This window comes from Pseudomonas sp. CFBP13508, assembly GCF_005233515.1.
GTDB lineage: Bacteria > Pseudomonadota > Gammaproteobacteria > Pseudomonadales > Pseudomonadaceae > Aquipseudomonas > Aquipseudomonas mercuritolerans.
The window spans coordinates 611035-625120 of sequence record NZ_QFZZ01000002.1 but is presented as its reverse complement, the minus strand read 5'-3'; the positions used below and the strand labels follow the sequence as shown (position 1 = coordinate 625120).

7 protein-coding genes are annotated in these 14086 nt (G+C 59.4%); 4 read left to right on the top strand and 3 right to left on the bottom strand.

What is annotated here, in order from left to right; all coding sequences use genetic code 11:
- Position 1 precedes the first annotated feature (1 nt).
- The 4 genes from PspCFBP13508_RS07235 to PspCFBP13508_RS07220 all read left to right on the top strand — a co-directional run bounded on the left by PspCFBP13508_RS07235 (position 2) and on the right by PspCFBP13508_RS07220 (position 3802).
- The gene (locus PspCFBP13508_RS07235) at positions 2 to 1222 is read left to right on the top strand and encodes a hypothetical protein (RefSeq protein WP_137214082.1); all 1221 of its coding nucleotides are present in this window, start codon (positions 2 to 4) and stop codon (positions 1220 to 1222) included.
- A gap of 43 nt (positions 1223 to 1265) precedes the next feature.
- Positions 1266 to 2009 (top strand): molecular chaperone, encoded by a 744-nt coding sequence (locus PspCFBP13508_RS07230; protein ID WP_137214081.1) that lies wholly within the window; start codon positions 1266 to 1268, stop codon positions 2007 to 2009.
- A gap of 33 nt (positions 2010 to 2042) precedes the next feature.
- A complete protein-coding gene (locus PspCFBP13508_RS07225) occupies positions 2043 to 2546 on the top strand; it encodes a CS1 type fimbrial major subunit (RefSeq protein WP_178083615.1) in 504 nt (167 codons plus the stop codon).
- A gap of 77 nt (positions 2547 to 2623) precedes the next feature.
- Positions 2624 to 3802: a hypothetical protein gene (locus PspCFBP13508_RS07220; protein ID WP_130909652.1), complete on the top strand. Its 1179-nt coding sequence runs from the start codon at positions 2624 to 2626 to the stop codon at positions 3800 to 3802.
- Between the two features lie 52 nt (positions 3803 to 3854).
- Here PspCFBP13508_RS07220 and PspCFBP13508_RS07215 read toward each other — a convergent pair whose 3' ends face one another.
- From PspCFBP13508_RS07215 to PspCFBP13508_RS07205, 3 genes are all read right to left on the bottom strand, one after another.
- On the bottom strand, positions 3855 to 8972 hold the full coding sequence (locus tag PspCFBP13508_RS07215; RefSeq protein ID WP_137214080.1) for a DUF6543 domain-containing protein: 5118 nt from the start codon (positions 8970 to 8972) through the stop codon (positions 3855 to 3857).
- Between the two features lie 192 nt (positions 8973 to 9164).
- Positions 9165 to 12302 (bottom strand): transglycosylase domain-containing protein, encoded by a 3138-nt coding sequence (locus PspCFBP13508_RS07210; protein ID WP_137214079.1) that lies wholly within the window; start codon positions 12300 to 12302, stop codon positions 9165 to 9167.
- A 953-nt stretch (positions 12303 to 13255) separates the two neighbouring features.
- On the bottom strand, positions 13256 to 13714 hold the full coding sequence (locus tag PspCFBP13508_RS07205; RefSeq protein ID WP_130911184.1) for a transposase: 459 nt from the start codon (positions 13712 to 13714) through the stop codon (positions 13256 to 13258).
- Between the last annotated feature and the right edge of the window lie 372 nt (positions 13715 to 14086).

Sequence of the window (14086 nt, the reverse complement as noted above, 5' to 3'; positions counted from 1 at the left end):
GATGAAGCTTTTAGCACAGGGTTGCGCACTGGCACTGGCGTTGGGGATATCCACCGCTCACGGCGCGAGCCAGGAAATTCGCGCAATGTTTCGCCCGGATCCCGCCCAGCCGACGAAAAACGTATTCGTCAACAAAACGCCGAACAGTGGTTACTGCGCGAATTACCCGAACCAGTGCGCGGAAAATGTCATGTTCAGCATTCGCGTGCCGGTGAATTTCAACGCCAGTCGTTTTCTCCTGCCTGGCGAGGGCATACCGGTGAAGGCACCTGCCAATTGGCGGCGGCTGACGGTGACCAATGCCGATACCCAGGAGGTGGAGACTGTCGAAATCCGCATTACCGGTATCGGATCCACCTATCGCCTGAGTCAACCGGCCAAAGAACTGACGGGGGCTGACGATGACCTCGAAGGACACCGTGCGCTGTGGACAACCAGCAGTTGGGTGAACGCCGCCGCGCCTTGCCTCTTCAGCGGAAATCTGCCCTACGGTCCCAGCCACTACGGTTTTTTCTGGAAAACACCGGTAGAAGCGCGCTGCACCAAATATACGGCGTTCATGATTCCGACCATATCGTTCGAAACTCTGGATTTTGCCTACGAGTTGCGTACGCCGAATCCGCTGAACATGTCTTCAGGTTTGTATACCGGTTCGATGGCCTACAGCATCGGACCCGCTGGCGACTTCGATTTCGGCTCGGTGCTGCGCCCGGACGATGCCAGCCTCAATCTCGACTTCGTACTCGACGTACAGCACACCCTGAAGATCGATCTTCCGCCTGGCGCCAACAACGTAACCCTGGAGCCGGCGGGCGGCTGGGCGTCCTGGCTGGACAGTGGGCGCAAACCGACGCAGGTTTTTCGCGATCAGCTGTTCTACATCTCAGCGTCGTCGCGCTTCAAGGTCATGATGCTGTGCAACTCTCCCGGAGGGAACACGTGCAGATTGGGCAGTGCTGAGGGCAACACCACAGATATCCAGGTCTGGATGTCGTTGCCTCCCGGCATCAGTGGTCCTGGCAGTCCCGGCCAGACGGTCACCCGTCATCGTTTGAACTTCAACACGTGGGCCGGTCCGTTCCAGCCAGGTCTGTATGTCGACCGCAAGCCCGGCACTCTGCATTTCGACATGACCCCATTCGCCATCGATTTTCTGCTCAGACCCGGCGTCGCCGACAGGCTGCGCGGCAACGTGACCGTTATATGGGATTCGGATGTATGAGCACGTCAGACAGGGCCTTTTCCAATCCAGTGGAGTTGAAACAATGAATCGCAGTTTGCTGCTGAGCGTGCTCAGCGTGTTTTGCCTGACGGCGCAGGCCGGGCCGCAGATCAATGTCGGCACGGTGTACGACTATCTCGATGCCGATAAAAGCACCTATCTCAAACGGGTCTTCAACAGCGGCGACGCCACGGCGTTCGTCAAGATCAATGTCCTGGAAATCGTTTACGGCGCCGACGGTACGCCGCAGGAAATTCCGGTGGTGAACGCTGCCGATGGCGCCTCGCGAAACGGCCTGATGGCCAGCCCGGCACGGCTGATCGTGCCGGCGCAGGGCATGCAGGGCACGCGTCTGCTGTACATGGGCGCTCGCGATAAAGAGCGTTATTTTCGCGTGCGCTTCGTACCGGTGGTACCGGAAAAGGAAGACGACTTCGTGGTCAGCGGCGAAGAGCGCGACGAATACAGGAAATCACTCTCGGCGGGCGTCAACGTCATGACCGGGTTCGGCACGATCTTCTTCGTGCGGCCCAGGGATGCGCGTTTCGACACGGCAGTCAATGACACCGAGAACCGCTACGAACTGCGCAACAACGGCAACACCGTGGTCATCGTCGACGAGTTCAAAAGCTGCTCGCTGAGCAAGGAAAGCGACTGCGGGGCGACCACCAAACATCACGTTCTGGCTGGCAAGACGTTCGCCTTCGACAAGGAGAAGGGTCGCGAGTACCGCTTCTTCCTGATTGAAGGCAACGCCAAAAAGACCATGAAGATCGCCAGCCGCTAACACGGTTTTCCAATGACGCACCGGGTAACCAAAATGATCAAGCAATCTACCGCGCTCGTGCTGCTGGCCGCCGCCAGCCTGAGCGGCAGCGAGGCCTGGGGAGCGCGAGAAGAGCACACCTTCGAAGTGTCGCTGACCATTCCCAGCCGCCCGTTCTATGTGATTCCAGCAGAGCCGGACTGGATTCACCGGCCCCAGCAACTGTTCTGGGATTATCCGAAAGCCACGCTGGGCAGCCTGGAGAAGAATTTCGATGCACGCCATGACAGCAGCGCCATTGATGCCCGCCTGCTGCTTGATCCTTTTCTGGAAAACGGCAGGCCGGGAGAGATTATCCAATTGCGGGTCACGTTCAACAATGTGGAGTTGAGCTCTCACGTCCTTCCGCGACAAGTGCTCTCCCGGGAGGAGGCCGCCGCCGGCAAGCGCGTCGCGCTGAAGATCGAGCCGGTCGAGCCCGTAGGCGGATACCGTTCAGGGAACTATTACGGCAACGTACTGCTGATGTTCAGTGCCAGTACGCCAGGCGCTGAGTAATGAACATGACTGCAAAACCAATCAAACCGCTGTCAAGGCCTGCGATTTACGGTTTGGGCCTGACGCTTGCGTTGAGCATGGGGCAGGCGCAGGCGGTGAACCAGGAGATCCGCGCGCTGTTTCAACCCGACCCTGCGCAACCGAGCAAGAACGTGTTCGTGAACAAGACTCCGAATAGCGGTTATTGCGCGAGTTATCCTGGTCAATGTGCGGAAAACTCGGTGTTCAGTATTCAGTTGCCGGTTCGATTCGACTCAAAGTCCAGTCTCCCGCCTGGCTGGGGTGTGGGCATAAAGGTGCCGGCCAACTGGCGCCGATTGACCGTGACCAACGCCGAAACGATGGAGACCGAAACCGTTGAGGTGCGTATTACCGGCATCGGCTCCACGTATGTCCTGAGTCAGCCGGCACACGAGCTGGTTGGTGTGAGCGACGTGCTGCGTGGCCATCAATTGCTGTGGAGCGGCAGCAGTTGGGTGTACGCACCCTCGCCCTGCCGCTACAGCGGTGTCGGTTTCTTCTCGCCGAACAGTTACCGGTTTTTCTGGAAAACGCCTGTCGAAGCGCTGTGTACCAAGGCGACCACGGCCACCATTCCGTCGATGTATTTCGACACCCTCGACTTCGCTTACGAATTGCGCACGCCCAATCCCCTGGGTATGTCTTCGGGCCTGTATACCGGTTCATTGACCTACAGCATGGGGCCCAGTGGCGATTTCAGCTTCGGATCGCAATTTCAGCCGGACGATGATCGCGTCACGCTGGATTTCGTACTCGACGTACAGCACACCCTCAAAGTCGACATTCCGCCTGGCGGCAATCAGGTTGTGCTGCAACCCCAGGGTGGATGGCAGTCATGGCTGGACAGCGGTCGCAAGCCTGTGCGGCTGTTTCGCGATCAGACCTTCCTGATTTCCGCGTCGTCCAGATTCAGCATGAGTATCGAGTGTGAGCACGACCTTGGGTTTGGCTCCGGCTGCGGCATCGTCGACCGCGAGTCGGGTTACGCCGGCGCGGTAGACGTCAGTGTCAGTCTGCCCAGCGGCCTGACCGATAGTACCGGTCAACCGGTCAATCGGTACCCGCTCAAACGCCAGGCCAGTGCCGCGTTTCAACCGGGCATTTATCTGGATCGCAAGCCGGGAACGCTGCATTTCGAAGTAGGGCCCACGTCCACCAACTGGTTGATCATCAATGCCAAAGGCCGACCCTTCAGAGGCAATATCACGGTGATCTGGGATTCAGAGGTGGACTAGATGGATCAGACCGGCCAGCCTTCGAAGGCTGGTCGGTCGGATATGTGCGGTTTTACAGGCCGGCTCTGGCCATCGCTTCGCGGGTCAGGCGGCGTGACAGCTCGTTGCGCTTGTAGCCGATTCCGTTCAAAAGTTCCTGGTAACGTTGCTGGCTCATCGGGACTTCGTCGAACAGCCCGGGTTCATCGGCAATGTCCAGCTGATCGGCGAGTTTCTGCATCTTTGCGGCAAGTGTATGCGGATTGGCTTGCCCGTTCGGGTCAGCCCATTCGGCTTTGGCCTCGCGCAGCTCATCGAGCAGGCCTTCCATGGGCTCGAAAGTCCGATCATTGAGTTCGTAGAGTTCCGGGTACGTCTTGCGCAGGTGGTCAGCCCAAAAGTTGTCCGAGTTCAGATCGAGCATGGCGTTGACCAGGCCATCGCCTTGTTCACCCTGGATGATTCTTGCGTAACTCGCGTCGACCTTTTCCACGGTAACGCCGGAACGCGGGCGGTACAGCATCTGGTCCGACTGCCATGGCAACTGCAGCCGTCCCGCCAGAGCAGTCTCGTACACCATGTGAACCTCGACTTCGTCGGGCGCCAGATTCTTCGGGTCGCTGGCGTTCAACGCCTCCTGGGTCTTGTATTCGAAAGCGGCTTCATCGGCCACTTTGTTCAGACGAGCCGCACCACGGGCCAGGCGTACGAGCCTGTCCTCCAGCATGGCCGGTGAGGTCGACTCCGTGTAGGCCTTTGAAACCAGCACTTTCATTCCCAGCGAGTTGAACAATTGCGCGCCCAGATCACCGCGGTCCTCGGGGGAGACGATCTGCTTGAACAGGGCCTCGCGCAATTTGGCGTCGACAGCGGCCGCGTCGACCATTTCCCAGACGCGCTGGGTCAGGCGCCGGCGTCCTTCATCCGTGTGGTAATCGGCGCTTTCGCGCTGTTTGCGGATCACGCTGAAAAAACCAGCGGAATCGGGCTCGGCCATCAGATCGTGCCACGACTCCTCGCGGTACCTGCTCAGTGAACCTGACGGGCTGAAGTCGATGGAATTTCGCGGAAATGTCTTCCAATGGAGGAGCTCGTCGCTGGCGGCCGGCAGGTAATCCTGTACGGCACTGAAACCTGCGGACTCACGGTATTTGCCGTAGCGAATGCGGTCGTCGGGCGTGAGCGATGACGGGTCCAGGCGTGACCGGCTCAGAATTAACTCCTGATCGGACTTGGCGGCGACTTCCGGCAACGTGTCGACGTTGGTTCCGCGCATGTCCAGCGTGAAGCTGCGCGGTCGTTGTTTCGGCGTGCTGCCAACTTCGAACAACCCTTCGGGCCAGGCCTTGAGACGGGTATCTCGCAGATGCAAGTTCGTCAAATGATCCATCCGGCTGACGTCAGGCGGTATTTGCAGGCGGTTGCCGTTCAGATTGAGGGTGCGCAGTCGGTCCAGCGCGCCCAGGTCCTGGCGCGACTCGGTGGTCAGCCGGATAGCGTTGTCGGCCAGATCGAGTTGTTCCATTTGTCGCATCAGCCCAAGAATCGAAGGCAGCTCCTTGAGCTCGCATTGGCGCGCACTCAACTGGCGCAAATTGGGGAAGGTGCTAAGCAGGATGCTGGGGTCTGGCGGCAGCCTTGCCCGATCGATTTTCAGTGCGGTAATGCGATCGAAATAGGGCTTCATTTTTGGACGTCTGCGCAGGTCATTCCACCAGTTTTCCAGCTTGTGATTTTGAAGGTCGGACGACAGATCCAGGGTGTAGCCCTGGTCGGGGTGGACGCTGCGCTCACCGAAAATCTCGCTGTTTCGATCAAAACATTCGGTCAACCGATCCAGAATAAACTGCCCACCTTCGCGCTGGAATTCTATTGACAGATGAGGGTGCCCTGTTTCGCCGTCGCGTTCGCTGTAGCCGTCACGCCAGTTACGCAGCTCGCTCTGTAATTGGTTGCGTTCGCTTTCGAGTTGGTCGATAGCTTCCAGGTGTTTGCCTCGGCGCGTGAGTGTTTCGACAAACGCAGTGACCTCCCTCTCGTTCATCAACGGGTAGAGTTCACTGATTCGTTGCTCCGGTGTCGGGCTACCAAGGAAACGTGGCCAGCCACGCACCAATCGTTCGGTTTCATGGGGTATTACCGGGCGGATGGGCGGCTCGGCCAGCGCGATACGCCGTTGGCTCGGCAGTGCGCAACGGTCCATGATCCATAGCTTGAAGCCCTCGCCCTGGCCGCGCCGAAGTTCGATGCTCGCCAGGGCTTCGTCCGGCAGCGCCTGCAGCAGCGATTCGTAAAAATCAGCGTTGGCGTGGACGCTGCGGCCGTCACCGTCGAGTACTTCGTAGCGGCCCTTCTCATCGCGGATCAGGCGCCGCACGTTTGTCGCGTCTTGCGGTCCGGCACTGCAGCGCAGTGGTCCTTCAGGGCTGCCGTCACGCACCTCGATATGCAGATCGGCAAAACTGTCGCTATTGATTTTCAAGGTGTTGAGTGCCAAGCGTTCGCTTTGCGCCGTCGTCGGCCCGTCGCCATAAAAGCCCTCATAAGCGCGGCTGGTCGAGGCCTCGAAATCCAGTTCACGGGCCTCGGTTTTCAAGCGCAGCGGCAAGCGGTGCTCCTCACGGATTGTCTGCAGCTCGGCAGGACGGGCACGGGCCACGACTTTTTCTGCCAGCGGCAGCGGCAGTTCGGGAAACACCTGTTTGACCGTGCGCAGCTCATCGCTCGTGCCGCGCTCGCCCGCCTGATAAACATGCCGGGCTACGTCGTTGCGGCGTTTTTTGACCGCGTCCGCGAGTTGATTGCGCAACGCTGGCACGCGTTGTTCCGGGGTGAGCATTGGCCCCAGCAGACTGTTCAGTTCCTCCTCGCGTAGAAAAGCCGTGACCCGTTCCGGCAACTCACCGGCGTTGAGGTCGGCGAGGCTGATGCGCAGGGTGTCGCTCTGCTGGGCAAGCGGGTTGCCGTATTTGCGCGAGTAACCGGTCAGCTCCTGGTTGGCGAATACTTCCAGTGCGCGCGCCGGTGGCCAGCCCGGCAGGCTGGTCAGTATCGGCTCCAGCCACACCGAGTCGGCGTCAATTGCCTGACCGTTGCGTATGCTCGCTGTGGCGTTTCGCACCTGCTCTCGAGCGCTGAAGCGTTTGACCGTATCGGCCAGCAATGGCGGTGGCGGATTGTTGTCCAGATGCATGCGCCGCAGTTCGCCGTGGGAGGTGCCGCTGGTGCGCTGAATCTGTTCCAGTTGCGTCGGCGTGAAATTGTCGACGCTGTGACCCAGGCGGGGCATCAGTCTGGCGTCCGGCCAGTCCAGTGGGTTCTCCGCTTCGTGCACCCACGCGCCATGACCATTGTGTTCGACCTGCGGCTGATAAGCATTGGCACGGCGCGGGTGCTGGATGCGATGCGTGTTGACAGCCGGGTCGGTCGACGCCTTGTCAACGACATACAGCTTGCCTTCCAGCGGCAGGACCTTTCCGCTCGGGTGCTGATGCAGGCCGTGTCGATCGGGTCTGGATTGCGGCTCCAGGGCCAGGTCGTTGCGCGCATACGGGCTCAGATCGCGATGCCACAGGCTCGGTCTGCCATCCGGCAACTCGACCGGCCGCATGCCTTCGACCAGCGGCGACAGCTTGATTTTGAAGGCGCTGCCGATTTGCCCTGCGGCGCCGAACGCAGCCAGTTCGATGACGCTGGTGACCACGCCAATGACATGGTCCGCCGCTTCCTGCCACAGGCCTTCGGCGAGATCGACAACGCCCTCGATGACTTCGGTGGTCAATTGATAAGCGGTGTAGGCCATCATCAACTCGCCAAGCCCGGGCACGAACGGGGTGGCGATCAACAGCGCAACATTGAAGATGTCCGAGACGATTTTCTTGAAATTTTCCCACCATTCCCAGCGCGCCTTGCTGTCGGCCACCGCCGTGGACACGGCAACTTCCCTGGCGTCATTGAGGATTTTGTTGAGCTTTTGCTCGTACGCATGGCGCCAGTAATTGCCTCGCACCGGCAGATGATTGAATTGCAGCCTGGGCTTGGCAACAGGCGTTTTGCGCCAGGGTGGGCGCTGATCGTTCGGGGCCGTTCGCGGGTGATAGCTGATAGTGAACAGGCGTTGCTCGAGCAACGCAAAGAAATGCCCGCGCTGCTGTTGGTCGACGAACTGGCTGAAGAATTGCCGGTAGGTCTGCCGGGTTGCGTGACTGTAGCGGTCTTCACGCAATTGGCGGGTCAACTCGTCCCTGAAGGCACCCAGCGAGTCGTAGTCCTTGAGCGGATGATCAGGGTCATGCGGAACGTAGACGATAAGCCTTCGCTGACCCTGGGAGGCACGAGCGCCGTGCACCATCAACAGTACGCCGGTCAATGGCGTTTCAAGCATGGACAGGTCGCAGCAGCGAATCGGGATACCATCGAGCAACGCCCGCGAATCGCCATCGATCAGCTTCAGAATCATCTCGTAAGCATCGTACTGAATGTCCTGCCTGAGCATGGCCATCAGCGCGGCAGCGGCGAGGGCATCTTTTTGGGCGGCCAGCACCCGTGCTTGCAGAACACCTTGCGCGAGCGGCTCGGTGGGCAACAGCAATTGCTCGAGATGGGTTTTGTACTGTCCACCGAGGTCCAGATCGCGGCATAACGTCTGGAACCGGGCGATGGACATCTTGTTGGCGATGGGCAGCACATCGAAAAGTCCTCGGGCATCGGGTTTGCTGATATACGCCGAACCCTGTTCGACTTGTTCATGGCTGGCAAAATTGTGCAGGGCAGCATCCAGCAACGACACGGTCCGACCAGTGGTGCCTTCGGAAATATTGATCGTGTACCAGGGCAGCTTTTTTGATTGATACAGAAGAAGGTACGTATTGCGCACATCCGGCTCGATGCCGTGGCGTTGTTTGATCAGCGCTTTCAACAACGGCTCGGCAAATGCGTAGAGGTCGGTTTTCGCCAGTGCATGATCGACGCTGTTCTGTGATGTCCAGGCCTTGAGGTTGGCGGCAGCAAGCTTCTCCATCGAGCCTGCGCCCACGTTCGTGTACCAGGGCTCGACGTTAAGAGGTGTTGCCGCCAGGGCTTGGCCCCGACTGACGGTGGCGTTTTTGAACGGTTCGCTGACGGCAGATTTGATGAACTCGTAGTGTTGCCCTTTGTCCGTTGGTTCGGCGGGCAGGGAAGCAGTAGGCATGGCCAATCATCCTTGATTGTTGGGGAGTATTCAGCCTACTGCCGCATGAGCAAAACAAAAGTTCAAAGATCGGGAGCTATCGCCGCAGTTGACGTCGGATCCGACCAAAAATCGAATGGAAAAAATACATCAGTACCACCCGGCGCTGATGGAAAACGGCATCCTGAGCCGTACGCCGCCTGAAATGATTGGTTACTTGAGCTCGGGCATCGCGTTCTCGGCCATGGCCACGCTGGCGGTTTGCACCGGTCGGCACTGCGAATCGCTGCCCGGTTGCAGATACGGCGTGAGAATCGGCGCCATGCCCTTGAGCACTTGTGTGGGCAGGGCCGAGGTGAACTTGAAGTTCTCCGCCGAGCGCCCGGGCACGAACGCGGTGAGGGTGCCGAAATGGTGATCGCCGATGTAGAACACAAAGGTCGCCGTGCGGTTGATCGACTTCGAACTGATGATCCGCCCGCCGGAACCGATCGCCGCGATGCGGTTGTCGCCGGTGCCGGTTTTGCCGCCCATGGCCAGGGGTGTGCCGTCGGGCAATTTGAAACTGCCCGACAGGCGTTTGGCGGTGCCGGCATCGACCACTTGCGACAGCGCCTCGCGCATGGCCCGGGCCACTTCCACCGGCATCACCCGTTTGCCCACGTGCGGGTCGTTGATCAGCCTGGTTTCATAGGGTGTACCGGCAGCGAAGTGCAGGCTGTCGATGCGCAGCGTCGGCATGCGTACGCCGTCGTTGAGGATGGTGCCGATCAGCTCGGCGAGCGCTGCGGGACGGTCACCGGAACTGCCAATAGCGGTGGCCAGTGACGGCACCAAGTGATCGAACGGATAGCCGACTTTCTGCCAGCGCTGATGAATGTCGAGGAATGCTTCGATCTCGAGCATGGTACGAATGCGGCTGTCGCGCGCGCCTTTGTGCCGGCTCTTGAACAGCCAGCTGTAGACTTCCTGGCGCTCGAAATGGCTGGCCTTGACGATCTCGCTGAAGGTCGCTTCCGGGTGATGCAGCAGATAACCCATCATCCACAAGTCCAGCGGATGCACCTTGGCGATGAAGCCCTGGTCGGGCAAATCGTAACTGCCGGGGCCATAGGAATCGTAGAGGCGGATCAAACGGTCGTCTGTGAGTTTTTCGTTGAGCTTGGTGCCCTTGAGGTGCGAGCGCACGAAGCGGTTGAAGTCTTCCTGGCTTGCCTCGGGCAACAGATAGCGATGCACGGCGGCCATGCGAATAGGCGTCGGGCGCATGCTGTCGAGGAAGGTATCGAGACGCGCCTGGGTATCCTTGTTGCGGTACTTCTTCCAGAACTTGAGCAGGAACGAGGTGCCTTCGCGGTCAGCGAAACTGGCCAGATACTCCTGACGGCGCGGATCGCGATCATCCTTGAGCAATTCGGCGTTGGGTCCTGAGTAGGTGGTGTAGCGGACGATGTCGCGCATCAGCCGAATGAACGGCAGGTTGATCGACTCGCGCAACGAATCGCGCAGGGTCGGCAGGCGACCGTTGTCCTCTTTGCGAAAGTTGTGAAAGGTGTGCAGCCCACCGCCGGTAAAAAACGCCTCGCCGGGGCTCGCCGAATATTTGCGGTCCAGCGCCGCGCCGAGCAGCTTCGACAGGTCGTGGTCCTTGTTCTGGATCAGGTAGTCGATGACCCAGCGGCTGAGGCGATCCTGATCCGGCACTTCGACTTTTTTCAGTTCCGGTCCGCTCATCGCGCCGTATTTGTCGTGCAGCTCGGCGACGATTTGCAGGTACGTGGTCAGCACACGCATTTTCGCCGTCGAGCCGAGTTCGAGCTTGCTGCCTTCGTTGATGTCGAACGGCTGGTCGGTGCTGTCGGTCTGCACGCGTACGCGCGAGCCGTCCGGGGTCAGTTCGAACAGGGTGAAGCTGTAGCGTACTTGCGTGGTGCTGGTCGGCGTCAGCAGGCGTTCTCCGAGCAGCCCGATTTCTGCGGCATAGGCCGGGTCGGCGAGTTTTTTCAGATAAGCCGTGGCCTGCGTTTGCAGATCGCCCTGCAGGGTGCTTGTGGCCGACAGGTCGAGGCGATCGAGGTCGTACAGCGGGCGATTGAGCATGCTCGCCAGACGACTGCGGGCGACACTGATGCCTTTGTTGGTTTCGATCGGCTGCATGGTCGGTTGGGTCTGCCAGTCGCGATACGTCACGGTGCTCGCCAGCGCAGCGTCGGCGAGGGCGCTATCGATCACGCCATTCTGCTTGAGCAGGCGCAGATGGCTGTCGGTAAGGTTGGCCAGTTCCTCGCGGCCCTTGGTCAGGTAATGCGAAGGGCGGCGCTGGGCGATCATCAGCGAGAGCATTTCGCGCAAGGCCAGGCCTTTGGCGGCCATGGTCTGCGGGTCGGTCTTCGCGCTGTTCAGTTGCTCGTTGGCCTTGTTGAAATCGCTGCCGTACCAGACCCGCAAACCTTCGGCCATGCCGTGCACTTCACCGTGGCCAGGTACCGCCGAGAGCGGCACGCTGTTGAGATAGTCACGCACGATGTTCTGCCGCGAACCTAGAGTCTCTGGGCCATCCTGGTAGGCGCGCACGCTGGCGGAAATCATCTGGCGGATCTTCTCCGCGCCGGACACGGTCAGGCCATCGGGCGAGTGGCGATACTTTTCCAGTTGCGTCGCCAGGGTGCTGCCGCCGGCCGATTGCCCGGGCAGGCGCAGCAGCTTGGCCACTTGCGACCATGCCGCCATACCGAAGCGCGGCCAGTCCACCGCCGGGTTGGCCAGCGGTTGTTTCGGGTCGAGGAGAAAGCGGTTTTCGATGAACAGCAGGCTGCTGACCACCACCGGCGGAATCGCCGCGAAGTCGGCATACAGTTGCTGCGGATAGTTGTATCGATACAGCGGCGCGCCTCGGCAATCGGTGATCGACAGCCCGGCCTGGATCTTCTCCGAATAGGGCACGAACAGGCCTTTATCGGTGTAACCGAGCAGGGCGGGGGAGAAGCGCGTCTGCTCGGTAATCACATAATTGCGCTTGAGCAGGCGCGGCAGGAATTCATCGAGCGAGCTGTAACCCAGGCGCAGATCGAACGGGCCGTTGCCCGGATAACGAATCGCTTCACTGGGGCCGGGTTCAAGCTTGTAGGTCAGCGAAGCGGCGTACTGGCTCAGCTCCCGGGCCTGGAAGCGCGAGGTGCGCATTTCCTTGGACGCGGCGAGTCCCACCACCACCGCAATGATCAAAAACAGCAACCAGAAAGCCTTCCACCCGTGCCGCTGGCGACGGGGTTTTTCAGGGACAGGCGCTTCATTCACACTTTCAGTCTGAACCACGGTTTTACTCGAATCGGTTTGCCACAAAGCGCCCATAGTCGACTGATCCATTCACGCAGATTGATCGGACTTGTCTGAAGCTTAGACGGTGGTTGGAGCCGGTGAAAAAAATGTGAAGAGCGGAGGATGCGGATTGCCTGAATAAAACTGGAACACACCCTGTGGCGAGGGGATTCATCCCCGTTGGGCTGCGAAGCGGCCCCAAAAGCTGCTGGCACGGTTTCTACAGGTACTGCGCGTGTATGGAAATTGCGACTGCTGCGCAGCCGAGCGGGGATAAATCCCCTCGCCACAAAGGATGCTGTTCATATCCCCATGATGTGTCTGTGCGAGCAATGGACTCCCTGTGGCTAGCAGATTTATCAGTCATGCAGGGATTCCCTGTGGCGAGGGGATTCATCCCCGTTGGGCTGCGAAGCGGCCCCAAAAGCTGCTGGCACGGTTTCTACAGGTACACCGCGTGTATGGAGGTTGCGACTGCTGCGCAGCCGAGCGGGGATAAATCCCCTCGCCACAAAGGATGCTGTTCATATCCCCATGATGTGTCTGTGCGAGCAATGGACTCCCTGTGGCTAGAGATTTATCAGTCATGCAGGGATTCCCTGTGGTGATCGGATTCATCCCCGTTGGGCTGCGAAGCGGCCCCAACACCTGCCGGCAAGGTTTCTACAGGTACACCGCGTGTCAGCGAGTTGCGACTGCTGCGCAGCCGAGCGGGGATAAATCCCCTCGCCACAAAGAGGCTGTTCACATCGGGGCATGTTGTCTGTGTGAGGAAAGGATTCAGGTGGCTAGCAGATTTATCAGTCATGCAGGGATTCCCTGTGGCGAGGGGATTCATCCCCGTTGGGCTGCGAAGCGGCCCCAAAACCGGCCAACACGGTTTATGCAGGCCCACCGCGTGTCAGCGAGTTGCGACTGCTGCGCAGCCGAGCGGGGATAAATCCCCTCGCCACAATTGATACACCTATTCCATAGAACTGGCGCGCTCAGAGCCAGTAGGCATCCCAGAGCGGATAGTCACCGAGGTTATCGACCAGCCCGGCTCGCAGGGGATTATTGATGATATAGCGGGCGATGGGCTCCAGGTCCTCGCCGTCACGGATCGCACGGTCGTGGTAGCCGGTTTGCCACAGCGGTCCGTGACGTCCGGTTTTTCTGTTCACCGCATGCGTACAGCGGGCCTTTACACCACCAATGACTTCGCCAAGTGAGCCGCGTTGCAATTGCATCAGCCAATGAAAGTGGTCAGGCATGACAACCCAGGCGATGGATTGCGCGACTCCTTGCTCATGAGCCCGGCGCAGTTCGGCAACCAATAATCGGCCTGTCTGCCAATCTGCAAATACGGGCTGGCGTTCGTGGATGACAGAGGTGATGAAGTAGGCACGACCGTTTTCCGAGAAGCGATTTTGGCGCAGACGGTGGGAATTGGGACGGACTGGCATGTGAGCTTCCTTGCTTGTTCATGGCTTCTTCAAAGGTTAGTGGCTGCCTGTCCCTGTCGACGCCGCAATCGTTGAGAGAAATTTCTGAATCCGCCGGCCATTTATCCGTGATCAATCGCGAGGAGAGACATCGCGCAGTGAATCAAATGCACCCGGGCTGGAACATGACGCTGCACCATGTCTATGCAATACTTCGCGGCTTTTTCAGTGACGCTTTTCCTACGTAGTGCAGGTAATGCCTCTCCGAAGAACCCACTATTGCCGAGAGTTGTCGCTGAATGTTGTGACTTTTAGAGTGAAAAATCCTGCCCTGAGCTTTTTATACTGCACGCCCCGCTGATCTTTCAGGCCCGCCCTGCAAGACGCGTCTGC

Coding starts and splice junctions, on each gene's coding strand:
- PspCFBP13508_RS07235 (WP_137214082.1), top strand. CDS start 2: ATGAAGCTTTTAGCACAGGGTTGCGCACTGGCACTGGCGTTGGGGATA.
- PspCFBP13508_RS07230 (WP_137214081.1), top strand. CDS start 1,266: ATGAATCGCAGTTTGCTGCTGAGCGTGCTCAGCGTGTTTTGCCTGACG.
- PspCFBP13508_RS07225 (WP_178083615.1), top strand. CDS start 2,043: ATGATCAAGCAATCTACCGCGCTCGTGCTGCTGGCCGCCGCCAGCCTG.
- PspCFBP13508_RS07220 (WP_130909652.1), top strand. CDS start 2,624: ATGGGGCAGGCGCAGGCGGTGAACCAGGAGATCCGCGCGCTGTTTCAA.
- PspCFBP13508_RS07215 (WP_137214080.1), bottom strand. CDS start 8,972: ATGCCTACTGCTTCCCTGCCCGCCGAACCAACGGACAAAGGGCAACAC.
- PspCFBP13508_RS07210 (WP_137214079.1), bottom strand. CDS start 12,302: ATGGGCGCTTTGTGGCAAACCGATTCGAGTAAAACCGTGGTTCAGACT.
- PspCFBP13508_RS07205 (WP_130911184.1), bottom strand. CDS start 13,714: ATGCCAGTCCGTCCCAATTCCCACCGTCTGCGCCAAAATCGCTTCTCG.